This is a genomic window from Bacillus sp. CH_48 (assembly GCF_038008465.1).
Classification (GTDB): Bacteria; Bacillota; Bacilli; order Bacillales; family Bacillaceae_G; genus Bacillus_A; species Bacillus_A thuringiensis_S.
Genome location: NZ_JBBOZF010000001.1, coordinates 1,585,692 through 1,610,849, shown reverse-complemented (window position 1 = coordinate 1,610,849; position 25,158 = coordinate 1,585,692). Strand labels below are relative to the sequence as shown.

The window sequence follows — 25,158 nt, the reverse complement described above, 5'->3', positions numbered from 1 at the left end:
TCCCTCATTTTCACATCATAATGGTACATTTACTTTTACGCTCGTTCGCTTCTTACTACTTACAATTTTAATTGTTCCACCAACTAATTCTACTCTTTCACGCATCGTAGTCATGCCGAGTGATTTCTTCTCTTTTATATCCTTTTCTACAAAGCCGTTTCCTTGATCGACTATTTCTAATGATACATTCTTCTCTGTCACTTTGAAATAAATCGTTGATTCTCTGACATTCGCATGTTTACTTACGTTATTCAAAGCTTCTTGTCCAATTCTCCATAACGCTTCCTCTACTACACGCGGTAAATCACGAACACCTGTAACTTGTTCCCGAATTTTCAGTCCCAAGTTTTCACCGTACTGCTTTAAAGCTGGTAATAAACCTTTTTCTAATCCTGCCGGACGAAGCTGCCAAATTAATGTTCTCATTTCCTTTAAAGCTCCTTGCGCTAGTTCCCGCATCTCATGCAAAGATTGGTCAACCTTTTCATTTTGACCTTTTAAAACGGCCTCAGCCCCTTTTGTCATAAAGGTTAATGAAAATAATTTTTGCGAAACAGAATCATGTAAATCCCTTGCTAATCGGTTTCTTTCTTCCAGTCGTACGAGTTCACGGCGCTGTTCGTTTAATCTTAGATTCTCTATTATTAATGAAACGTGATTCGATAACGCTTGAATTATATCTATTGTATTAACATCAAATTCTCCATTATTTAAACTAACACATAAAACACCAAATATATGATTTTGAATATGTATTGGCGTAGCAATAACAACTCCATTTACACGTTTTAATAGAGCTAGCTCACCTTGTTCTAACGCCTTCTTTGCCGCTTCTTTTACATCCTCTTGTAACTCTTCCTGCCCATAAGAAGCTCGCAAAGATAACTCTATTTCTTCCCTAATAAAAAACGCCACTTGATTCCACTGAAATACTTCACCTACGTGATTTACCACCTTTTCAGATAATACATTAAACTTATGAATCGTTTTTAAAGCTTGAATAAACCGCTCCAATTTCACATAGTAATGTGCTCTTCGCTTTTCATTTTCATATAATTTTGTTCGCTTTAAAGCCGTCCCGATTTGGAAAGCAACTGATTGGAGCAATACTAATTCTTCTTCCGAAAAATGTGTTTTACCTGGGCTAGCTACATTTAAAACACCAAATTTCTCTCCTCCAGCCTTTAAAGGAACCGTAGCATGATGAAGAATTCCTTCTGTATCTCCCCAATTATATTCAATTGCATTATTAATTCTTTTACATTCAATAATATTAACGGCTCTCTCTAATTTCCCATCTACGAAGCCGCGTAAACACCAACACTCACCTTCACACATCGGGCGTTTATTTTCATATTTAAGTGCCTCTGGTAACTGGTAATCGATCACCTTCGTATACTTCCCATTTTCATCCGCAAGAAAAATCCAGCCTGTCGTTAAACCTGTTACACTGAGCAATTTTTCTAGTACTGCTTGCAATACATGATATGTATCATTTGATGTATTTAATGTTTCTGCAATTTCCTTTAATATAACTAATTCATTTGTACGATTATCTCGAAACATAATCAGTCTCCTGCATACAAGATTTTAAATAGCTCTTAAAATAAATCATCTACTTTTCACTTTGTACTTATTCGTAACATTGATATAATGGTGAAAACATAGTTTTCATTATATCACTTGAGGGGGCTTTCATAATGACATTAAATAAAGCACTTACTATCGCTGGTTCTGACACAAGTGGCGGTGCTGGTATACAAGCAGATTTAAAAACATTCCAAGAACTTGGCGTATACGGAATGACATCTCTTACAACAATCGTAACGATGGATCCACATAACGGTTGGGCACATAACGTATTTCCAATCCCAGCTTCTACATTAAAACCACAATTAGAAACAACAATTGAAGGTGTTGGCGTAGACGCTTTAAAAACAGGTATGCTTGGATCAGTAGAAATTATTGAAATGGTTGCAGAAACAATCGAAAAGCACAATTTCAAAAATGTAGTAGTTGACCCTGTTATGGTATGTAAAGGTGCAGATGAAGCATTACATCCTGAAACGAACGATTGCTTACGTGACGTTCTTGTGCCAAAGGCATTAGTTGTAACACCAAACTTATTTGAAGCTTACCAATTAAGCGGTGTGAAAATTAATTCTCTTGAGGACATGAAAGAAGCAGCGAAGAAAATCCACGCTTTAGGTGCCAAATACGTACTAATTAAAGGTGGAAGCAAACTTGGTACGGAAACTGCAATCGACGTCCTATATGATGGAGAAACATTCGATCTTCTAGAATCAGAAAAAATCGATACAACCAATACACACGGTGCAGGTTGTACATATTCTGCTGCAATTACAGCAGAACTTGCAAAAGGAAAACCTGTGAAAGAAGCAGTAAAAACTGCTAAAGAATTCATCACAGCTGCTATTCGTTACTCATTCAAAATTAACGAATACGTAGGTCCAACTCACCATGGTGCATATCGTAAATTCGTTGTATCAAAAGAACTTGTCTAATATATAAATAAAAACACTCACAAGGTTCATACATTGCCTCTGTGAGTGTTTTTTATAAGCTTTATGTCTTCTGGTCATCTTATCTTTAAGATGCAGAGCTGACCTTATTTCTACCATTTCGTTTCGAGTAGTATAACGCATCATCCGCCGCTTGAATAAATTGCTCTGATGACCCTTCATACTCTGAAACCCCTACCGAAACCGTAATTTTTATTTTTGTTCCATCTAACAATTGAAATGGGTGACTTTCAACAGCTATACGAATTTGCTCGCCCATACGAATTCCGTAAGCTAATCCCTTATTCGGTATCAAAAGCGCAAACTCCTCTCCACCCTTTCGAAAAGCCAAATCTGGAAATTGTGAAGTTTCTCGTAAAATACATCCTACTTGTTTTAACACTTCGTCCCCTGCAGGATGCCCGTACGTATCATTTACATACTTAAAGTGGTCAATATCTATAAGTAGTAAACAAAGCGAATCATTTTTCATGTTCTTATTACTAATATGACGATTCATCTCTAAATCAAACTGTCTTACGTTTCCTAGACCTGTCAATGCGTCTACCGTTGCGTATTGCTTCATCGTTTGGAATAACTCATTGGATTGTAAAACGTAATTTGCACTTATGAATGTTATGTAGCCTGTAATAATACTAGAAATTAAATATAATCCTACTATGTTAATATCTTTAATTAACCATATATATAGTGAGGGGATTAGAATAGATAAAATATATGTATGTAACCATGCCCACTTTTCTCCTAGAGAGATATTTAGACGCGAAATAAAGATACTACCTACTCCTATCGCAATAATTGTATAAAAAGCTACTTGAGAAGCTAATGAATAATCCATAAATAATAACCTAGTTACTAAAATCATACTAACAGCTATAGTACTCGCTATCGGGCCTCCAATTATAACAGCTAAAATAACAGCTAAGTAGCGCAAATCCAATAGGATGGTACCAACATGAACACCGAAATACATTAGTAATATACCTAATATTCCAGTAAGAATACCTACTACACATTTCTGCCAAAGAGAAAACTCTTCTTTTAACGGCCTATCTCTTAAAAGCTGACCTCCAACAAAAATAAAGGAAAGAATAATTGTTGTATTTACAAATAAGTCCCTTAACATAAAATAATCTCCCTACTTTTCCATCTATCCCCTTCCCCACTTTATTGTATACGAAATCCCTATAATTCCCAAAGTTTTTTGTTTATTTTTTGCTGTTCCACGTGAAACAGCAAAAAAAATAAAAAGGGCGAAAACTCGCCCTTCTTCATTAACAACAGCGTGATATTTTTCCACCCTTTGCATTAAATCTTGCTTCTTGTGCCTCAGCAAAAAATTGCTTTTGACATACAACCTCTTCTTCAGGATGATGCTTTTTCATATGCTCCACATATACTTCATAACTTGGTACCCCAACGAGCAAACTAATAAAGCGTTTTCTTTCCCCCCATACTTTCCGTAGTCGTTTAAGCATAATAGTTCCTCGACTCACTTTCATCTCTAGAAATATATGCTGCCTCTTTTAGCAGCATCGGCTTATTTCTTAATACTTGAATCCAAATTCGAATTGCAGAAATTAATACAGCGATTACAACTATCATAAAAATCCCGCAAAGCGCTGCATCAATATAATCATTGAAAATAATTTGCTTCATTTGAGCAACATTTTTAGCTGGTGCTAACACTTTCCCCTCATCTAATGCTCCCTGGAACACCTTTGCATGAGATAGAAATCCTATTTTAGGGTTTTCATGAAATAGCTTTTGATAACCCGCCGTCATCGTTACAATAAGCAATCCAACAGTTGGAATAAGTGTCACCCAAACATATGCCTTTTTCCCCATTTTGAACAAAATTGTCGTTCCAAGTAATAATGCAATACCTGCTAACATTTGATTTGCAATACCGAAAAGTGGCCATAATGTATTAATTCCACCAAGCGGATCTACTACCCCTTGGTACAAAAAATAACCCCATCCTAATACACATAACGTTGTAGCTATTACATTCGCTAATGTAGAATCTGTTTTCGCAAACGGCTTATATACATGCCCTAAAATATCTTGAATCATAAATCGTCCTACACGCGTTCCTGCGTCAATCGTTGTTAAAATAAATAGGGCTTCAAAGAGAATAGCAAAATGATACCAGAATGCCATCATCGCCGTTCCACCTATTACTTGTGAGAAAATATATGCCATACCTATCGCTAACGTTGGTGCGCCACCTGTACGTGATAAAATTGTTTGCTCTCCAACATTTACAGCAAGTTCTTTTAGTTCATTTGGTGTAATAGCAAATCCCCATGAAGAAATAACTTGAGCTGCCTGCGATACATCCGTACCAATAAGTGCTGCCGGACTATTAATCGCAAAATAAGTTCCTGGTGTTAATACACAAGCTGCAATCATTGCCATCGCAGCTACAAACGACTCCATTAACATTGCTCCGTAACCAATTGGCTGTGCATGTCCCTCTTGTTCAATCATTTTTGGCGTCGTACCTGATGAAACAAGAGCATGGAATCCAGAGACTGCACCACAGGCAATCGTAATAAATAAGAACGGGAATAAATTACCGGAGAAAACAGGACCTGTTCCATCAATAAATTGCGAAACTGCTGGCATTTGTAAATCAGGTGCTACAATTAAAATACCAATCGCCAATCCAACAATTGTTCCAACTTTTAAAAATGTACTTAAATAATCACGTGGTGCTAATAACATCCAAACTGGTAATGCAGATGCAATAAATCCATATACAATAAGCATAATAGCAATTGTTTCGCCACTAAATGTGAACATACTTGCAAGTGTTGGATTTTCTGCTACATACTGTCCTCCAATAAGAGATAAAATAAGTAGGATAATACCAATTACTGACCCTTCTCCAACACGACCAGGCCTAATATAGCGCATGTAAACTCCCATTAAAATAGCGATGGGAATCGTTGCTGCTATCGTAAACATTCCCCAAGGACTTCCAATCAGTGCCTTTACTACGACTAACGCTAATACTGCTAATAAAATAATCATAATTCCTAAAATACCTATCATTGCAATTAGTCCTGTAACAGGCCCAATCTCATCCTTAATCATTTCTCCTAACGATTTACCATTACGTCTCATCGAAGCAAATAAAATGACAAAATCTTGGACAGCCCCCGCAACAACTACCCCAACAATAATCCAAATGGTCCCTGGTAGATATCCCATTTGTGCTGCTAAAATCGGTCCTACTAAAGGTCCCGCCCCAGCAATCGCTGCAAAGTGATGTCCAAACAATACCCACTTATTTGTTGGAACATAGTCTTTCCCATCGTTTAATGTATGGGCTGGTGTTTGACGATTATCATCTAAATTAAAAACCTTTCTCGCTATAAATCTACTATAAAAGCGATAAGCAACTGCATATACACATACAGCAGCTACTAAGAGCCATACAGCATTAATGGTTTCACCTTGTGATAAAGCTATTACCCCAAAAGCCCCTGCTCCTACTGCTGTAATAACGCCCCAAAGTAAGATCGATTTCAATGTCTTCACATACAATTCCCCCAATACTATTTCTTAGTGGAGATTGTACTAAATTTTCTGAATATTTAACTTGAATCCTCCCTATCATGAAGGATTTTCAGTTTATCATGTTAAAATACTCTCATTACCTACTATAATTCAATGTTATTTCGAAGGCGTTTTACATAATTACGACTGACTGGAATCGGTTGCTCATCATACCTATCTAAATACAAATTATACGTGCCATTATAATAAGGTTTCAGTTCTTTTACATATGACATATTAATTAAATAGCTTTTATGCACACGTAAAAAATCATATGCATTTAGCTTATTTTCTAATTCCTGAAGTGTATATGTTGAAATATACTGATTATTCGTTGTGTAAATTGAAACAGTTTTATTTTCTTTATTTTTACTTACATATACGATATCTTCTGGAAGAATATATCGTATACCCTCTTGACTTTCTATCGGTAGTTTCCGCAAATAACTCTTTGCTTTCTCACCTTGTTCTTTACCTATTTTATATAAAAGAAATTGTAAATCTTCTTCACGAAATGGTCGTAATAAATAATAAAATGCTTGGAAACGAAAAGCTGTAATAGATTCCTCTATGTTTTCACCTACAAAAATAAATTTTGTATAGCAATTTATTTCTCGTAATAAACTTGCATATTCAAAACCAGTACCATCTAGTAATTTGGAACTTAAAAAAACAAAGTCTGGTATATGTTTTTTCATCATAAATAAAGATTCTGTTCCTGTCTTTGCTTCAAAACATTCTACATTTCTCATATTTTCAGTGAAATTTTCAGCTAACTCTCTTCTCTCTTCTGCCTCTTCCATGATCAGTAAAATTTTCATTTCTTCAACCACCTAATTCTTTGTCCATATGTCCTGCTGTATACATTCGCTTTTATAAGAAATAATCCCTTTTTCTTACTATACCATTATTTATCTAAAAAAACAGAAAAAAGGAAACCACTTCGGTTTCCTCTCCCCCTTTATCCTACATTAACTGCCTAGAAAGAGCGGAGTAGTGTAGGGTAATAAACGGTCAGGGCTACGTTTAAAATTTCACTTTATACTAATTCTCGTTGCTTCGTTTCCTGTCCAAGTATTACTACAGCGAATACACCAATTAAAATTGATCCGCAGAAAATCGTAAATATTAGTGATAGTGAAGCTTCTGAGGCAACTAAATACCCCACTAATAGTGGGCCAAGAATACCACCAATACGCCCAAATGCTGCTGCCATTCCTGCACCAGTACCACGAATAACCGTCGGATACTGTTCAGGTGTATAGGCGTATAATGCTCCCCAAGCACCTAAGTTAAAGAAGGATAGTAACATACCTGCCACGATTAATACTGTTAATGAATCCGCAACCCCAAACAAATAGGCACTGCAAGCTGTCCCGATTAAATACGTAACCAACACAAATTTACGACCGAGACGTTCAATAAACCAAGCAGCGGTGAAATATCCTGGAAGTTGAGCTAATGTCATAATAAGTACGTATTGGAAACTTTTTATTAAACTAAATCCTTTTAGCACCATTACACTCGGTAACCAAAGGAACATTCCATAATAAGAAAAGACAACACAAAACCATAGAATCCATAGCATAATTGTTGCTTTACGATATTCCCCAGACCAAACTGATTTTATATTTTCAATAACAGATGGTCTTTTTTCAACTTTTTGGAACCTTGGGGAATCCGGTAAATTCCATCTTAAATATAAAGCATATAGTGCTGGAACTGCACTCAATACCATCGCAATTTCCCAACCATATTTAGGAATAACAAAATACGAGATAAGGGCTGCAATTAGCCATCCACCTGCCCAAAAACTTTCTAATAACACAACAATTTTCCCACGCTCATGCGCTTCAACACTCTCTGATACTAGTGTAGAGGCAACCGGAAGCTCTCCGCCAAGCCCCATACCAATTAAAAAGCGTAAAACGAGAAACATCGCGAGTGTCGTTGTTAATGCAGTTAAACCACTACCGATAGAAAATAATAATAATGTAATAATAAAGACTGATTTTCGGCCTATTCTATCTGATAGTATCCCAAAAATAAGCGCTCCTACTGCCATACCGATTGAGTTAATACTGCCTATCCAGCCCATTTCCTGGCTCGTTAATCCCCAATCCTTTTGCAAGGCTACCATTACAAATGAAAGCATTCCAACATCCATTGCATCAAATAGCCATCCAAGTCCAGCTATACCAAGTAGTTTGCGCTTCGAAATTTCTTTTACCTTGCCCACTAGAAGTCCTCCTCACACAGGTGTCTTTACACATCATTTTACATGTGTGAATTGTATAAGTAAAATACTTTTGTGTAAAAAATTCTCCTTCATCATTCCCAAAAAGTAAAACGTCTATCCCGATTGGTGAGGGCTAATAATCAGTAGGGATGACTCACTGATTAAAGTTTCACTTCATTAAAAATGAATAAATAAAAAAAAGTAGCGATATTTCGCTACTTTTTCGAACGCATTACTTCTTTTAAAAATTCCGCTAATACTAACTGACGACGCCAGCGTGTTGGATTACTGCATAATCTATAAAACCACTCTAAATGAATCGCTTGAATCCATTTTGGTGCACGTTTTACCTCTCCAGCCCATACGTCTAAACTTCCACCCACTCCAACAGCCATTTTCGTTTCTAAACGATGCTTATTGTTTTGGATAAAGTTCTCTTGTCTCGGGAAACCGAGTGCAACAAGTAATAAATCTGGTTTTGCTTCTTGAATGCGAGAAATAATATTCTCTTCGTCTTCTTGTTTGAAATAACCATCTTGTGTACCGGCGATGGATACAGCTGAATATGTCTTTGTTAAATGATCTGCTGCAGCTTGTACAACATGCGGCTTTGCACCTAATAAGAAAACAGATACTGGTTTACTATCTTCTGATAACTTCGCAAGTAAATTACACATTAAATCAAAACCTGCTACACGTTCTTTTAAAGGTGTACCAAGCATGCCGCTTGCCTTTACAACCCCAATACCATCAGGTGTAATTAAATCTGTATTCAATAATGTTTGATAGAACTTTTCATCCTTTTTTGCGCACATAACAATTTCAGGGTTTGCTGTTACTACCTGAAACGTATGAGTTCGCTCCGCTTCTAGTTGTTCTTTTAAATATTGGACCGTTTCATCCATTGTCATTGTAGAAAAAGGAACGCCTAGAATATCAACTGTTTGTACTGCCATAGTTAACTATCCTCTCTATCATTACAAGTTTTTCGCTATTAATTGCTTATATGTTTCCTTTGTATCTTCATATAGTTTTTGAAGTGAGAAATTCATAGTAGCATGCTCATAAATATGTTTACCCATTGCTGCTAATTCTCCAGTTTTCCACTTATCATACGCTTCTTCTAAAGCTAATGCTAATGCCTTTCCATCATCTGTTGGCACAATCCATCCGTAAGTTTCATCTACGATTAATGGTTCAATTTCTCCAGCCCTAGTCACAATTGATGGTACGCGTTGATTTGCCGCTTCTAATAAAACTAGTGGGAACCCTTCACTATGAGAAGTTAATAAATTTACATGTGACGACGCAAATAATTGTTTTACATCTTGACGATGTCCTAAAAACTCTACTTTATCGTTAATCCCTTTTTCAGTAGCTAATGACTTTAGATTTTCTTCTAATGGGCCATCGCCAACTAATAATACTTTAATTTTCTCCAATTTTGTTTGTTGTAACGCATCGAATAAAACTTCATGTCCTTTGACAGGATGTAATCGCGCTACTTGGATTGCCGTAAATACATCTTCAGCAATATTGAACATTTCTTTTTTATTATAGCCTTCTGCTTTTTCCTTATCGTATTCAATTCCATTATAAATAACATGCATCTTTTCATTTGAAATCCCTAATGCTGCCAGGCTTTTTTTCAATCTATTTGTTACTACGAAAAATAAGTCTATATTTTTTAAGGCTTTCAAATTTAATTTCGTAAAAATCCAACCTTTTAAGCCCTGTTTAGTAAAGTCTTGAAATGGATCACTATGAATAGTCGTTACCCATTTTGCCTTTATTCTCTTTTTCATTAAAGAAACATAGAAATTAGCCCTAGGACCATGCGTATGAACTACATCAAATTTTTCTTTATTAATAAATTCACTTATATTCTTTAAAATGGATAAATCATAGCGCGATTTTTGTGAAAACACATGGACTTTTATCCCTAATTCCCTTGCTTCCTTCGCAACAATTCCATCTTCAAATACTGCTAATTCTACTTCACCAGTTGGAAACTGATCGAGAAGTGAAATAATATGTGTTTTCCCTCCCCCATCTTCTGCTCCTGCATTCATATGCAATATTCTCATGTTTTTTCCTCCTTTAAATCCTTGCTACGTTTCCAGCTATTTTTATTTTACTGTACTAAAAAATAAAAGCTAACAAAAGTTAGCTTTTATTTTTATCATTCAATTTCTAGGTCTACTATTAGATAAGCTAGCACCACTACAAAGTAAATCCCAACTCCTGGTGCTGTTAAAATATGTCCTGCAATATAAGCAATACCTAACGCTAACAATAAGCTTGCTGAAATCATTCCATATTTTATATTAAATATGTCCTTAAATCTCTTAGCAAATGCTAGTAGAATTCTTAGCCCGTAATAAATAAATGGAATCATTAGTAATACAAAGCCAATAATCCCGAAATCATAAAACCAATCATGGAAGTCCATTTCAATTAATTTTGGATCTGGTTGCTTTTGTTCATTGTATTTAAAGTTACCTGCATAACCCATTCCTAATAACTTTTGTGACACTGGCGCTTCTTTAAAGAACTGCTTATGTCTTTCTTCATATACTTGACGTCCACTGAAAATAAGGTTTTCTTGATTTTCTTTCTTTTGCTCTTTCTCAAGTTCTTTCTTAACTTCTACTTCTATCTTCGCTTTTTCTTCTGGTTTTTCAGCCTTATGGTGCTTTTCTTCTTTTTCTTTAAGTTCTTGTTCTTTTTTCAGCTTATCTTTAATTTCTTGTTCTTTTTGATCTTGTTGTGCTACATTTTGCTCTGTTAAATAGTTATTGTGAATACCCATATTTTGCGCTAATGGTGTTTGTTTAAACGTCCCAACTACACCGGCTAATAGGATAATAGCAATTACCGCGTTAAGCGCAAGAGCTTTTTTATTCGGGTTTTTTCTATCAAATAATAATTGTAGTACAATGATTCCGATTGCTGCCGCTAACGTAACACCAATTGAACCCATTCCTACTTTCGTACCAACTTGAATTAAAGAATAAATCATTAAAATTGATGGAATCCAATATAAAACGTGCTTCACGTTTTTTGTTTTTTGAATAGAATATAGTACCACAATAGGGAAAATAATAGCTAAGATTGAACCTAGTTCATTCCCTGCATAGAACCAACCTCGAGAACCAACCTTCATCCATTCATAACTACCAAAGTCAGTAGATGTTGAAATAGAAATAACCATAATTGCATTAATGATTAATGTAGAATATACAATACTATTTCGAACCTTATCACTAATATTAACTGTCTTTTTCAATGATTTTAAAGCTAAAATGTATGACCCCAGCATAATATATATATATAATGCTTTCGCAACGAATTTAACTTCTTCACTAAGTACAATAGGATCCTTAACTAGTTTATTATTAATAAATCCTACCCCTAAAACTCCGGCTAATAATATAAGATAAATTAAAAACTTTCTATTTTCCTTCTCTTTTGCCTGAATTAAAATGTAAATACCACCAACAGCCATAATAAGGAATCTTACTAAAATTCCAACGGTAGCATTTGACTTTAATAAAGTGATGCTAAGAGACGTTAATAAATCTAAAACAGGCTGTAAAATAATAAAAAAGAGCAAAAAATGCTCAAATCTAACCCTAGCTTGATTTGCTAACATTCCAAGACCTCCATACAAAATCTTAACATTATCTTTTAATCATAATTTATTATCGTTAAAACACACCTAGCAATTATAACATAACTCATATTTAAATTGAGAACTATTTTTATACCGAAACTAGCCAATCCATCGTAAGTAGTAACTAGAAAATATTATCCTTTAGCTATCCTTCCCTATCTCTATAAAAACTATCTAACACTCTTTCACTTATTATCAGCATTATAGTAAACATTTATTAATCCTTTTATTAATATATAAAATTTAACGGTTAAAAAATGACATTCACTCGGCTACCCTACAACTAAAAATTAACCTTGCTTCGTTTTCCCCTAAACATTTTCAAACGCTTTCTTTATGTATTTTATCCGTTTTTCTACATGTAACGAAAAGTAATTGTTATTTCCAATACTTTAGTGTATATTTTTTCTCTGGAACATCTTTAAGAGGAAGGGATTAAGGCCATGTTATTAATCGATATATTTACGTTTCTTGGCATTATCGCCGCTGCCATTTCTGGTACATTAGTTGGTTTAAAAAAAGATTTAGATTTATTTGGTGTCCTTTGTTTAGCTGTAGCTACTGCGCTCGGCGGCGGTATTATTCGTGATATCATGATTGGTAACCTGCCCCCTGTCGCATTTGTAAAACCCATTTACTTTTTCGTAAGTGTATTATCAGCATTATTTACTTGTATGTTTTTTGAGCGCATCAATAAACTTCAAGTCGTTATTATGCTTTCTGATGCTGTTGGCTTAGGCGTTTTTACAGCTATTGGTGCAAATGCGGCAATGTCACATCATGTTGACGCCTCATTTCTAGTTGTTTCAATGGGAGTCATTACAGGTATTGGAGGCGGTATTTTGCGTGACATTTGTGCTCAAGATATCCCTTACGTATTCCGAAAAGAGATTTACGCAATCGCTTCTATCTTAGGAGCAATTAGCTTCCTAATCACACACGCTATGGGCGCGCACGTATTAGCTTTCTATGTTTGTTTATTAGTAACATTCGTTATTCGTGTCGTCACTGTAATATATAATGTGCATTTCCCTGTTTTCTTTAAAACACATGCTAAAATTAATAAAGGCCATTAAGAGAATTCTATCTAGAATTCTCTTAATTTATATACTATTCTACGAACTAATATAGAGTAATTATATATAAGCATATATAATTACTCTATATTAGTTTTAAAATTGAAAACGTTTTATACACAGGGGGAAGAATGATGCTTGGGGTTTTCAAAAAAAATATTAATAAAACAAACACCAGTATAATCGAATTAAGTAAGGACCAACAAATAACTTTTAATGTACCTACTAATTCTGAACTGAAAATTCAAATGGATATGCTACACATTTCAAAAGAAGATTTACAAGTTGTAAAAGTACTACAGCCTTTTATTTATGCAGAAATTGATTGGATTACTGAAAAATTCTATGCCAACATTACAAAACAACCTAATTTAATTACTATTATTGAACGTTACAGCTCTATTCCAAAACTAAAGCAAACTTTAAAAACACATATTAAAGAATTATTCAGCGGCAATATGCATGAAGATTTTATTGAACAGCGTGTTAGGATTGCCAAACGACATGTACAAATTGGCTTACATCGAAAATGGTATACTGCTGCTTATCAAGAATTATTCCGCTCTATTATGAAGATTTTGCAAACAAAAATAACAACAATCGATGATTTTTCCTATTCTATAAATGTCATAAATAAATTATTCACTCTTGAACAAGAACTTGTTCTTGCAGCTTATGAATCTGAATATGAAAGAATGCAAAAAGAGCATGAGAAAGAAAAAGAACTAACTGCTATGACAATTACGCATATCGCAACAGAACTAGCTGCTGTATCTGAAAAGACAAGCTCTTCTATTCAAAAACTAACCGCTAAGTCTGAAACTATTGTAGAGATTGCTAAAACAGGTACATCATTAGCTACAACATCTGAAGAAAAAGCGAATAAAGGGAAAGAACAATTAAACCAGCAAAACAAACGAATGGGATCTATTCAAATGAATATGGAAACGATTATTACAGATACTCATGAACTTCTCGATATTTCTAACAAAATTAACGAAATCATAGATATCGTTAAATCGATCGCGGAGCAAACAAATTTACTCGCACTAAATGCTGCTATCGAGTCTGCACGTGCTGGAGAATTTGGGAAGGGGTTTTCTGTTGTTGCTGGTGAAATCCGAAAATTATCAGAGCAAACGAAAGAATCGATATTTAACGTTACAAAGCTCGTCGAAAAAACAAATGAACAAATTACCCGTGTCTCGTCTTCCGTGAAACAAATTAGCTCTCTCGTATCGGAAGGAACGGATAGTATGTCGGCAACAGATCGATACTTCCAAGAAATTGTAAAAGATATGTCTAACTCAAAAGAACAGAATAAGAAAATTGAACATGAGCTACAAGCTATTTCACAAGTCATGAAAGGAATTCAAGATGATTCCTCACAAATGGCTCTAACAGCCGATAATTTGCAACTAGAACTAAATCGATAAGACAAAATTCAGGTCAGGCATACTTTTCATCTGCACTGACTACTAAATTTCATCTTCCATCAAAAAAAGAATCCAGAATGGATTCTTTTTACTTTCTGAAAAATATTTTTTGACAATACACATAACTCATATAAACACCAAAGCTCTGCAAAATAAACAATGCCGGCATAATTACATTGTAATATGCCATATCTACTTGGAAGAGCTTTAACAATACGTAGCCACTAATTAAAAATAAGAACAACATATATCCCTCATTTTGTTGTTTCTTAATTAGGAAGTGTAATAGAGCTATAGTCATAAACAATGTTACGGCTATATATATCAGTTTTTCACATTTGAAAAGAATAGAATTTATCCCCTCCTCTGAAAACTGATTTATCATCGGTTCTAAAAGTTTAAATCTTTCTCCCTCAATCTCTTTTAACTTTTGATCAATATGCTCTGTTACACTTTGATTTTTCGATATTTTTTCCTCATGTTGCGTTTTTCCAATTAAGACAGATTGAACATACGTCTCATTCGCAATCGTATATTGTGACAGTCCCATTGTCTTAATTCCATAATTCACACTAAAATGAGCACTATAAAATAGAATAAGTATCCCTATCATCTTTAGTAACACTTTTTGTTTCGTTGCTGATTGAAACACTTCAATTAATAATATATATACCGTGATAAAAATAGGAAGAAATAATCCCATTGGGAAAATCATATTACTAAATGCAAATAAAATCGCTGAAAACAACCACATATAAGGATGATCTAATCCGTTATATAAAAGTATGTAACAAGCAAAATAAAATAAAAATATTGCAAGTGACTCAGGAGTTGATACGGAACTCATGAATATATTTGGAATATACAGAGCATAAAATATAGAAGCAATACGCCCGCATTCTTCTCCAAAAACCATTGCCGCAATACGATAAATAAAAAATGCGGTTCCTGCGCAAAATAACACATTAAATAGTTGTAAAGCGAATAATGTATCACCAAATATACGAATAATTACTGACTCATATATAATAAAAGGCAAATGAGTTACAGTCCCTATATTATTACCAATTGCAATCTGCTTTGCAGACTCATACATCACTTTCATATCACCAATTATTGGAGCATCTACAAATAACAGCATACTAAATCTCACAACTATAGATATACTTATAAGAAAAATAAGAAATTGTTTATCTGTAAAACGATATTGTAGGATTGATGCCACTAACAAAATGAGTATGACGAAAATTGCCAGTATGATTGTTACACTTGTTGTACTTCCTCCAAAAAATTGCTTACTTGTCTCAAATGCTGCCCAACAACTATAAACAAAAAATGCGAGCATCGCACCGATCGTAATTTTATTGAAGAAAGATGAAAAATTTGTTTGTATATGATTCATATGTCCATTGCACCTCTATTTCCATTCATAACAAAACGATTCTATCATGAATGGGTACATGGCTGATAGGGAATTTCTATGATAAATACATAGTCATTACTTTTTTACTTGCAATGTAAGCGAATCCTCTTTTACACTACATTTTAGATAAAATAAATTTTCTTTCAGTTATATGAATACAAATACAGAAGTTTAAATCATTCTCTTTTGGAATACACTTTACTTCATTAAATATCTAATATGAGTACTCCGCTTACACATATTATTCTGATTGAAAACAGACTATAGGGGCTGAATATATGGAAAAGAAATTCATGCGAGAATCTAAAGCAATTAAGACAACACGTGTTTTTCCTAACGATTTAAATAATCACCAAACACTTTTTGGAGGGAAATTATTAGCAGAAATTGATAGTATTGCTTCAATTGCGGCTGCAAGACATAGTCGTAAACATTGCGTAACAGCATCTATTGATTCAGTTGATTTTTTAACTCCAATTCACCAAGCTGATTCTGTTTGTTATGAAGCATTTGTATGTTATACAGGGAAATCTTCAATGGAAGTTTTCGTAAAAGTAATCGCAGAAAATTTATTAGCAGGCGAGCGTAGAATTGCTGCTACTTGCTTCATTACATTTGTGGCGATAAAAGATGGAAAACCTTCGTCCGTACCACAAGTACTCCCTGAAACTCAGGAAGAACATTGGTTACACACAACCGGTTTAGAACGCGCGGAAAACCGAAAAAAGGGACGTTTAAAAAGTAAAGAGATGGCTGAAGTTTTAACTTTAAGTAAGCCTTGGAATATTTAACATAATCTTCTCATCATACATGCACAGGTCCTTCCTTGCATGTATTTTTTATTATAAAAAATACTATCGCTTGCCTTTGTATCAGTGGCTTCCTCCTAAAATCACCCATCAGTTTTTCCTTTATTTTCTTATACTTTTAATGGTATATTAAGTAAAGTTGTTTATAAATAACCATAATATAGTTAAATATGTAAGGGGTGGTGCGGTAATGTCTATCGAGGTACCAATTTCAATACCAAAAACTTTGATTATTATTCCAGCCTATAATGAGGAAGAAGCAATTGCAGATACATTAACAAGATTACTAGAACTAAAACAACATTTTACAGCGTTAAGCATTTGCGTTATTAATGATGGCTCACAAGATAAAACAGCTCAAATCGTAAAAAATTTCCCTGTTCATCTTATTAATCTACCATATAATCTGGGCATCGGTTCAGCTGTACAAACTGGCTATAAATACGCATATGAGAATGGATATGATATTGCAATTCAGTTCGATGCTGATGGACAACATAATCCGGATGATTTATACAAAATTATACAGCCTATTGCTGAAGGCCAATGCGATATGGTGCTAGGTTCACGTTTTACAGAAAAAACAGCTTATAAAGGTAGTATTTCAAGAAGAATCGGTATTTTTTATTTTACTGCCCTACTGAAAGTGTTAACGAAACAAACATTTATGGATCCAACTTCTGGATATCGTGCTATCAATCGAGAAGTAATTACAATTTTTGCACACAATTATCCAAAAGATTATCCAGAACCAGAAGTTCTTATTCATTTAAAAAAGAAAAAACTTCGCATTAATGAGATATCTGTAAATATGCAAGAGCGACAAGGTGGACAATCTTCCATCACACCTCTTAAATCTGCATATTACATGATTAAAGTAAGCCTTGCTATATTGATGCAAAAAATCGTGAAAGGTTGATAGTGAATGCATATAATTACCTTTTCATTCATCTTTATTTTGTTATTATTCTTCTTAATTATTAATTCTATTCGTCGCGGGGCTTTAGAAACAAAATATGCTATTTTGTGGATTTTTGTTTGTGTTGCAATGGCTATTTTAAGTTCTACTGATAAAATTATAAATTGGATTGGAAAACTATTAAAAGTAGAATATCCACCATCCATCTTATTCTTATTTGGATTATTATTCTGTTTCATCTTAATTTTTGACCTAACAAGAAAAATTTCTAAGCTACACCATCAACTTGTAACATTAACGCAAGATTATGCATTATTAAAGCAAAAATTAAAAGGAACGCAAACTAAAACAGATAGCGAATAATTTTTTTACATTCAAATATTATATTATACAAAAAAAGTACCTTAATTCTTCTACGAATCAAGGTACTTTTTCATTGCAAACTATTTGTTTCTAATTAATAATTTACTAATTTTCATAACCGTTGCTACAGTTCCTACTCCAATTATAATAAATAAAAATGGAATTAATGGTAATGCATATCTTTCATATGCGGCATAAAAACAAGTTAAAGCTGTTTGCAGTAAAAGGATTGACCATAAAAATGTAGTCTCTCTCCACCTTTTTAAAAGGAAGATAAATGAAAGTATTGTACATATTAAAAACATCGTCTTAATAAAATTATGTATTTCATTCATATCCTTTGCAGAAACATTGAATACTTCAATATTATGCTCTATAGAATAATACGGTTTTTTCCACATAATTTCTGGCTTCAAGATTAAATAACTCTCTATCATGGAATTCCTATCTCTGTTCCACCATTCTTTCATTTTATCTTTCGCTATTTTTTCTTCTAATTCCATAAATTCATGTGCTTCTAGGTTAGGGTACTTTGCGTGTAATTCTACTTCAAGTTCTGCCATATTCTTACCTTCTGGGTAACCTTTCCCTTGATACGTTCCCAGTAATAACGGATTCCCTGCCCCAGCAGTTAGTGGAATAAACTTATCAAATTGAATATAATTGCGGGCCCACCATGGTCCAAGTACGATAAGTCCTATTCCTACACTTATAATCGCTTGCTTCATCATAATGCGGAATGGATAGCGCTTCATTAAGAGATATATAAATAATGGTATTGGATATAAAGCAACTTGTACGCGTAAGTACAATGCTAAAAAGTAGAAAATTAATACAATTAGGAAATGTTTCGTTTTATGAGTATCAGCTAATTTTAAACTCCAATATAATAATCCTAATGAAAAGAATAGAAACGGTCCTTCAGTTAAAGTTAAATTTTCCACAACAATCTCTGGAGGATACACAGCTAATAAGAAAGCACCTATTAATCCTGCAGCGGGATTCAATAAATAAGTACCAATCTTATAAGTTAGTAAAATACTAAGTACCCCTAATAGGATAATAATTAATTTAGCTACAAAAAGGCCTTCATTGCCATTTCCAAAAAAGTAAAATACAGTAGCTAAAAACGCTGGAAAACCTGGCATAATATGAATAGTTGGTTTATCCGGCTCATGATATGTTAACATTCCTGTTTCCAATAAAATAGTTGCCGTTTTTTGATAACCTAGATCATCGCTAGCTAGAGTCAAATCTGCACCATGTGTTTGTAAAGTTGCAAAACGAAGCGCAAAACCGACTATCATAATAATCCCTAAAAGGATTACATTAGATTTGCGAGTAAATCGCCTTAACATCTCATCTTCTCCCTTCAAATACATAATTTTCAAATTATATTTCTATATTTTTACAAGACAATATATTCTATAATAAATACTTTTTATACAAAGTACAATAATAGAAAGTTGATTTACAAAGTTTATATGCGTTAAACTGATACAGATGTTCTTGTAATCTTCTTCCTTTCAAAAGGCTTGTATATATGGTGCAAGACATAAAAAATTTGAGGAGATAAAAATTCTATGATGGAACAAAAACAACTTGTTTCTGTTGTCATACCCCTGTATAACACAGAAAAATATATTGAAGAAACGATGCATTCGATACTGGATCAAACATATAAAAACATTGAAATTGTAATTGTAGATGATGGAAGTAAAGATCAATCACCTTCTATCGTAAAAAACCTTGCAGAAAAATATCCGGGTCAAGTAAAGTACGTTCACCAAAAAAACCAAGGTGTTTCAGTAGCTCGTAATACAGGGATTGAAAATGCTAGCGGAGAATACGTCGCTTTCCTTGATAGTGACGACTTATGGCATCCAACTAAAATTGAGAAACAAATCGAGAGTATGCATAAAAACAACATGGACGCGTGCTATTGTGGTTATATGAATTTCTACGAAGAAACAGGCGAAAAGATTGAGCATACAACAAACTTTATTAAAGGTGATATGGCAAAAGCATTCTTAACACACCAAGTTGTTGCTCAAACAAGTACTTGGATTTTCAAACGCTCTATCGCAATGAATCATAATATCCGTTTTACACCAGGATGTAGCTGGGGAGAAGACTTGGAGTTTTTATTTAAACTAATGAGTGTGACAAATGTATGCTATGTCGATGAATATTTAACATATTATAGAATCTTATCAGAAGGAAATCTTTCTTCTAAATATAAAGATTACGAATTAAAAACAACTAAAGAACTGGAAGTATTCAATCGTATGAAAGACTGGGTACATAATAAATCTCAAGACTTCATTACGAAAGACCCTCAGTCACTTATTGAGATTCTTGAGACTTATTTATTCCCTTATACGGTTATCAATAATGCTTGTATATACATTAAAGAAAACTCTCAATTAAATAATGCCCAAGTTCAATTAATCAAAAAAGATATAAAGAAATATTGCCGTAAAATCTATTCAAAAAACGGAAAGCGTAGTAAAAAACTATATGCAATGCTTTGGTTTGTACGAATTAAATTTCTGTTTTCTTAAACTGAAAATATAGTACTCACCTCTCTTTCCGTAAACAAATCAAATTTACAAATAGGACAGACAAAAAAGGTCCTAAAGAATAGAAAGGTTTTTTCCCATGAAAACAAATAAGATTCTTAAAAATGCCTCCTACCTATTTGTAGGAAATATTACTGTTCGATTTGTACTTGCTATCGCGACGATTCTCTTTGCAAGATACGTGTCTCCCGGTGAGTATGGAATGTTTACAACTGCATTAGCAGTTTCCGCTGTTATTTGTTATTTCACAGATGCGGGTTTGACACATACGTTTATGCGTGAAGGAACGAGAAAGGATGCAAATATTAGCGTACTAATCAGTAGTTATTTACGCATTCGTTTCGTATTAGCTGTCGTAATTTCTGTACTCTTCGCTATTTTTGCTCAGTTCTTCTATACGGATGCCTACTTACGCGCCATGGTATATTGGGTTGTATTACCAACAATGTTTGGAGCAACTTTACAAGGCGTTGGAATGGCTTATTTCCAAGTAACAGAACGTATGCAATTTACAGCGATTATTTCTGTACTACAAGGTGTAACAGCCGCTGCTGCGCTTCTACTAGGAATGTCATTGAAATGGTCACTTATGACAGTCGCTGCCATGTACGGGATATCTAGTCTTGTAACAGGAGTCATTGCCTTCATAATGGTACTCCGCCATACGACAGTTCATAAGGGCTGGGACAAAGGGATTTTAGATCAACTGCTGATTTTCACAATCAATGGCATTATCATTATGCTTTTACCGCAGTTAGGCCCTATTATATTAGAAAAAGTTTCGACATATGAGCAAGTTGGATTCTTTGGAGCTGCATCGAAAATACCTGCAGTCCTTTATCAAATACCTGGTGTAATTGCAGCAGCCTTCTATCCAAAGTTATTTGCGTTTGGAAATGAAAAAAATATTGATGAACATAGAAAACTATCTCAGTTTGAATTAAAACTGATGTCTTTCTTAGGAATGGGAATCTCCATTCCATTTATCGCTAATCCAAGCTTTTGGATTGTTACTTTATTAGGTGAAGAATATGCGCCAGCTGGTGATGCTCTTGCCATTTTAGCCTTTATGGTCATTCTACAATCTATTAACTACCCACTTGCTGATAATTTAACGACCATTGGTCAACAATGGAAACGTGCAACAACAATGGGAATCGGACTAGCTGTTGCCGTTATAAGTTACATCGCCTTAGGTAGTCAGTTCGGAATGATGGGAGCCGCTATTGCTGCTATCCTTACCGAGATTACGTTACTAATCGGATTCACTCTATTTGTTCGTAAAGGCTTCTCGTTACTATTTAAAGGGATTATATTCAATACCTTAGCCTTTATAATCAGCTATATTTTATACCGCACAATATTAATTGCCTTACCGCCACTAGTTGCTTTAACAATTACTGGTATATTATACGGTATTATCGGTCTTGCAATCGATCCACAAATACGCGTATTGATTTTAGGATTTATAAATAAAAAGCTGGCTCGAAAATAAATAAAAATAAAAACTTCAAATCAAATTTGAAGTTTTTATTTTTATCTTCTTCACTTAGAAAATGAGCCCTTTTTCAATCTATATCTTAAATTGACTTGCCTTTCTGGAATGATTATACTTGGAAACGAACAGCACTAGATGTCTAACACCTATTATTAAGGTAATTCATAGTTAATTCTTCATGTAAATATTAACTATTCACGCCCTAAATTTTCCACAAATTGCACAAATGAACACTTTATTAATACTATTAAAAATCGCCGATTCATACATAGTTTTTCTTCATCATAAAACGATATCCAGAGGTGAAGAATGTGGCAATTGCATTTAAGGAGGCTTATTTATTTAATGACTTCAGAAGTAAATAAAAGAACATTTTTCACTAAAAGCACACTTATTATTATTCCATTATTAATAATATGTGCATTTGCTTTTCATTACTTTTTCCTAAAATCAGACAGTGTATTTTCTAGTACGGGAGATGCATTATCACAATTCAGTTTCTTTACATTCCTTTTACAACACGCATTTAAAGATGGAAATTTATTTTGGTCTTGGGATTATGGCTTAGGTGGGGATTTATTCGGAGAATTTAGTTATTACTATAGTACAGCACCATTTTTCTGGCTTACGCTTCTACTTCCTAAACTAAATTTTGACCAAATCTTTGAGATGAAACTATATATGAGCATTTTAAAAAGTACATTAGCTATGTTATTCATGTATGGTTCTTTACGTTATCACAATAAAACTATTTTTTCTTCTCTCATTTCTGCCATTATATATGGAGGATGTGTAACTTTCATTCGCCATTCTTTATTATGGGATTTCATGGCAGATGCTATAGTGTTTTTACCTTTAGTAATATGGGGATTAGATAAATATATTTTAGAGCGAAAAAAGGGATTATTCCTGTTTGCAACAGCACTTATGCTTGCATCAAATTTCTATTTCGCTTTCATTACTAGTATTTTTATCTATATTTATGCCTTTTTCCAATATTTCGCTACACAGCAGAACAAAACAATTAAAACATTTATAATTTATTATATTAGAATTGCTTTTCTATATGCTTTATCACTAGGTTTATCTGCTGTTTGCTTTATACCATCTGTAAATGGTGTATTTAGTTCCGATCGACTCGCTACAAAATTTACTATACCGTTATTTTTTGAAGATACGTTTTATAAAAACTTAATGGAAAGTATCTTTTTCATTAATAATACAGAGGATTATCAGCTTGCATTCCCTGTTTTCATCCTCTTCCTTATTACTAGCGCGCTTCTAATACGCAATAAACTTGTCACAAATAAATTACTCTTTACTGGGTTTATGTTAGTGCTATATATGCTTCCATATACGTATTCCATATTTAATGGCTTTTCTGCTATGCAATACAGATGGTTTTACTTATTTGCATTTGTGGTTGCGCAAACTGTCGCCTACATTTTAGATTGGATGCTGCTTCACAAAAAGAAGGTCAATTCTTTAATAGGTCCTTTGCTGGCAACAGCACTATTTATTTACGCATTCTATAGAAAAGTAAATATAAACGCACAGCCGCTACAAACGATTGATAAAATTTTAATTTGCACTACTGTATTATCCATTATTACAATATTACTATGGCGCTATTTATCAAAAGTAGCCCTACAATGTTTCATTGTATTAAATGTACTCGTCAATGTAATATTTATTAATTACTTCTATTCAGATTTTGCTCTTAGTAAACACTTTAATCAAGCAGGCGTGACAAAAGAATCATTACATGGACCAGGTCTTGATAATAAGGATGAAATTGAAGCAATTCGTTATATACAAAATCAAGATAAAGATTTTTATCGAATTATCAATCCAAACAATAATTATAAAAATACGCCTATGTTGCAAGGTTATCATGGTACAAGTACTTATCAAAGCTTAGTCAATTATCATATTCATGACTTTATGAAGAATAAGTACAATGTTTTCCAAGGATATGATAGCCCATCTATGTTCTTCCAGTTAGATAAACGATTATTCCTTGAGAACATGCTAGGGGTAAAATATTATGTACTAAGTGACGGTGCTAATAAAACCGAAATTCCTTATGGCTATAAGCATTTACAACAAGTAGGTCCTTACAACATTTATAAAAATGAATTTGCACTACCATTAGGCTATGTATACGAAGCTGGAATAAGTGATGAAGAATTTTCAAAACTTAATTTTGCCGAGAAAGATCAACTTTTATTAGATGCTGTAGTTGTAAATGATGTTGGAAGTCTTCCACTAAAACAATTTAATACAAAACAGCTAGATTCAAAACAAATTAAGATTAATCCAAATAAAATGAAGTGGGAAAATATAGAGAAAGAGAAAGATATACTCACTGTTCATGAAAATGGGCGTATAATAGTACCTATTGATAATAACGATATGTTAGGTGATCTTCTTGTTGAAATTAAAATTAGAAATATAAACAAGGAATCATTTGGGGTTACCGTGAATGACAAATCTATGATAAAAGGTAATGAAGATGGAGCTTATGCTTATCCTTTAGAAAGATTTGTTTACAACTTAGGAAAAGATGCGAAGCCAACCGAGCTAATCATTTCTATTCCTACTCCTGGTCAATATGAGTTGAAAGACTTACAAATCAACAGTACTAACTATCAGACTATCCCGAAAAAAGTAAATACTTTAAAAGAAAATAGTCTACAAAATATTTACTATGAAGGTAACTCCTTAAAAGGTGATATTAATTCTACTAAGGATGGATTGCTATATTTATCGGTACCGTATAGTAAAGGATGGTCAATAAAAGTTGACGGTAAAGAAACAGAATTTACGAAGGCTAATTCCGCCTTTATTGGCGTTCCTATTTCCAAAGGGCAACATATAGTTGAAATGAAATACGTCACACCTTATTTCAAAATGGGTCTCGTTATTTCTATCATTTCATTTATCATTTGCATCTCGCTTCTAGTTCTTGGAGATCCGAAAAGATATTCAAAATTAAAAAATCGTTTTAAAAAAAGTTATTAAAGT

20 protein-coding genes and 1 pseudogene are annotated in these 25,158 nt (G+C 33.6%); 10 read left to right on the top strand and 11 right to left on the bottom strand.

Annotated features, from left to right (window positions below; genetic code table 11):
• Positions 1 to 15 precede the first annotated feature (15 nt).
• The gene (locus N2V92_RS07920; protein WP_000488150.1) at positions 16 to 1,566 is read right to left on the bottom strand and encodes a GAF domain-containing sensor histidine kinase; all 1,551 of its coding nucleotides are present in this window, start codon (positions 1,564 to 1,566) and stop codon (positions 16 to 18) included.
• Between the two features lie 134 nt (positions 1,567 to 1,700).
• Here N2V92_RS07920 and pdxK point away from each other — a divergent pair, with 134 nt between their 5' ends.
• Positions 1,701 to 2,525, top strand: a complete 825-nt coding sequence (gene pdxK, locus N2V92_RS07915; RefSeq protein WP_000174252.1) for a pyridoxine/pyridoxal/pyridoxamine kinase — start codon at positions 1,701 to 1,703, stop codon at positions 2,523 to 2,525.
• An 85-nt stretch (positions 2,526 to 2,610) separates the two neighbouring features.
• Here the strand turns inward: pdxK and N2V92_RS07910 are convergent, their stop codons facing one another.
• The 8 genes from N2V92_RS07910 to N2V92_RS07875 form a co-directional block, all read right to left on the bottom strand.
• Entirely contained in the window at positions 2,611 to 3,669 is a 1,059-nt protein-coding gene (locus N2V92_RS07910) for a GGDEF domain-containing protein (RefSeq protein WP_000942921.1), read from the bottom strand.
• 148 nt (positions 3,670 to 3,817) lie between these two features.
• Positions 3,818 to 4,021, bottom strand: a complete 204-nt coding sequence (locus N2V92_RS07905; RefSeq protein WP_000919819.1) for a YbdD/YjiX family protein — start codon at positions 4,019 to 4,021, stop codon at positions 3,818 to 3,820.
• On the bottom strand, positions 4,014 to 6,092 hold the full coding sequence (gene cstA, locus N2V92_RS07900) for a carbon starvation protein CstA (RefSeq protein WP_000854306.1): 2,079 nt from the start codon (positions 6,090 to 6,092) through the stop codon (positions 4,014 to 4,016). Before cstA ends, N2V92_RS07905 begins: the two co-directional genes overlap by 8 nt.
• A 122-nt stretch (positions 6,093 to 6,214) precedes the next feature.
• Complete coding sequence (locus N2V92_RS07895; protein ID WP_000698256.1) at positions 6,215 to 6,931, bottom strand: LytR/AlgR family response regulator transcription factor; 717 nt, start codon at positions 6,929 to 6,931, stop codon at positions 6,215 to 6,217.
• Positions 6,932 to 7,149: 218 nt separating this feature from the next.
• Positions 7,150 to 8,349: an MFS transporter gene (locus N2V92_RS07890; protein ID WP_000521109.1), complete on the bottom strand. Its 1,200-nt coding sequence runs from the start codon at positions 8,347 to 8,349 to the stop codon at positions 7,150 to 7,152.
• Positions 8,350 to 8,564: 215 nt separating this feature from the next.
• Positions 8,565 to 9,305, bottom strand: a complete 741-nt coding sequence (locus N2V92_RS07885; protein ID WP_000290751.1) for a WecB/TagA/CpsF family glycosyltransferase — start codon at positions 9,303 to 9,305, stop codon at positions 8,565 to 8,567.
• A 21-nt stretch (positions 9,306 to 9,326) separates the two neighbouring features.
• The gene (locus tag N2V92_RS07880; protein ID WP_016078221.1) at positions 9,327 to 10,436 is read right to left on the bottom strand and encodes a glycosyltransferase family 4 protein; all 1,110 of its coding nucleotides are present in this window, start codon (positions 10,434 to 10,436) and stop codon (positions 9,327 to 9,329) included.
• A 95-nt stretch (positions 10,437 to 10,531) separates the two neighbouring features.
• Positions 10,532 to 12,004 carry an O-antigen ligase family protein gene (locus tag N2V92_RS07875; RefSeq protein ID WP_016078222.1) on the bottom strand — a complete coding sequence of 491 codons (1,473 nt, stop codon included), beginning with the start codon at positions 12,002 to 12,004 and terminating at the stop codon, positions 10,532 to 10,534.
• A 464-nt stretch (positions 12,005 to 12,468) separates the two neighbouring features.
• Here N2V92_RS07875 and N2V92_RS07870 point away from each other — a divergent pair, with 464 nt between their 5' ends.
• From N2V92_RS07870 to N2V92_RS30005, 3 genes and pseudogenes are all read left to right on the top strand, one after another.
• Positions 12,469 to 13,101 carry a trimeric intracellular cation channel family protein gene (locus N2V92_RS07870; protein ID WP_000924371.1) on the top strand — a complete coding sequence of 211 codons (633 nt, stop codon included), beginning with the start codon at positions 12,469 to 12,471 and terminating at the stop codon, positions 13,099 to 13,101.
• A 131-nt stretch (positions 13,102 to 13,232) separates the two neighbouring features.
• Positions 13,233 to 13,781 (top strand): annotated as a pseudogene (locus N2V92_RS30010) (protoglobin family protein); the annotation flags it as partial.
• Between the two features lie 15 nt (positions 13,782 to 13,796).
• Positions 13,797 to 14,537 carry a methyl-accepting chemotaxis protein gene (locus tag N2V92_RS30005; protein WP_372464371.1) on the top strand — a complete coding sequence of 247 codons (741 nt, stop codon included), beginning with the start codon at positions 13,797 to 13,799 and terminating at the stop codon, positions 14,535 to 14,537.
• Positions 14,538 to 14,625: 88 nt separating this feature from the next.
• Here the strand turns inward: N2V92_RS30005 and N2V92_RS07860 are convergent, their stop codons facing one another.
• Complete coding sequence (locus tag N2V92_RS07860; RefSeq protein WP_042596791.1) at positions 14,626 to 15,939, bottom strand: ArnT family glycosyltransferase; 1,314 nt, start codon at positions 15,937 to 15,939, stop codon at positions 14,626 to 14,628.
• Between the two features lie 299 nt (positions 15,940 to 16,238).
• Here N2V92_RS07860 and N2V92_RS07855 point away from each other — a divergent pair, with 299 nt between their 5' ends.
• From N2V92_RS07855 to N2V92_RS07845, 3 genes are all read left to right on the top strand, one after another.
• The gene (locus tag N2V92_RS07855; protein ID WP_000412126.1) at positions 16,239 to 16,751 is read left to right on the top strand and encodes an acyl-CoA thioesterase; all 513 of its coding nucleotides are present in this window, start codon (positions 16,239 to 16,241) and stop codon (positions 16,749 to 16,751) included.
• Positions 16,752 to 16,959: 208 nt separating this feature from the next.
• Positions 16,960 to 17,688: a glycosyltransferase family 2 protein gene (locus tag N2V92_RS07850; protein WP_000021473.1), complete on the top strand. Its 729-nt coding sequence runs from the start codon at positions 16,960 to 16,962 to the stop codon at positions 17,686 to 17,688.
• Positions 17,689 to 17,694: 6 nt separating this feature from the next.
• A complete protein-coding gene (locus N2V92_RS07845) occupies positions 17,695 to 18,051 on the top strand; it encodes a DUF2304 domain-containing protein (protein ID WP_000547569.1) in 357 nt (118 codons plus the stop codon).
• Positions 18,052 to 18,131: 80 nt separating this feature from the next.
• Here the strand turns inward: N2V92_RS07845 and N2V92_RS07840 are convergent, their stop codons facing one another.
• Positions 18,132 to 19,409: a glycosyltransferase family 39 protein gene (locus N2V92_RS07840; protein ID WP_000946117.1), complete on the bottom strand. Its 1,278-nt coding sequence runs from the start codon at positions 19,407 to 19,409 to the stop codon at positions 18,132 to 18,134.
• 225 nt (positions 19,410 to 19,634) lie between these two features.
• On the opposite strand from N2V92_RS07840, the gene N2V92_RS07835 reads away from it, so the two are divergent.
• The 3 genes from N2V92_RS07835 (at position 19,635) to N2V92_RS07825 (ending at position 25,155) form a co-directional block, all read left to right on the top strand.
• Positions 19,635 to 20,615, top strand: coding sequence for a glycosyltransferase family 2 protein (locus N2V92_RS07835; RefSeq protein ID WP_016078223.1), 981 nt, complete (start codon positions 19,635 to 19,637; stop codon positions 20,613 to 20,615).
• Positions 20,616 to 20,712: 97 nt separating this feature from the next.
• Positions 20,713 to 22,128, top strand: a complete 1,416-nt coding sequence (locus N2V92_RS07830; RefSeq protein WP_000856150.1) for an oligosaccharide flippase family protein — start codon at positions 20,713 to 20,715, stop codon at positions 22,126 to 22,128.
• Between the two features lie 348 nt (positions 22,129 to 22,476).
• On the top strand, positions 22,477 to 25,155 hold the full coding sequence (locus tag N2V92_RS07825; RefSeq protein WP_016078224.1) for a YfhO family protein: 2,679 nt from the start codon (positions 22,477 to 22,479) through the stop codon (positions 25,153 to 25,155).
• Positions 25,156 to 25,158: the final 3 nt, after the last annotated feature.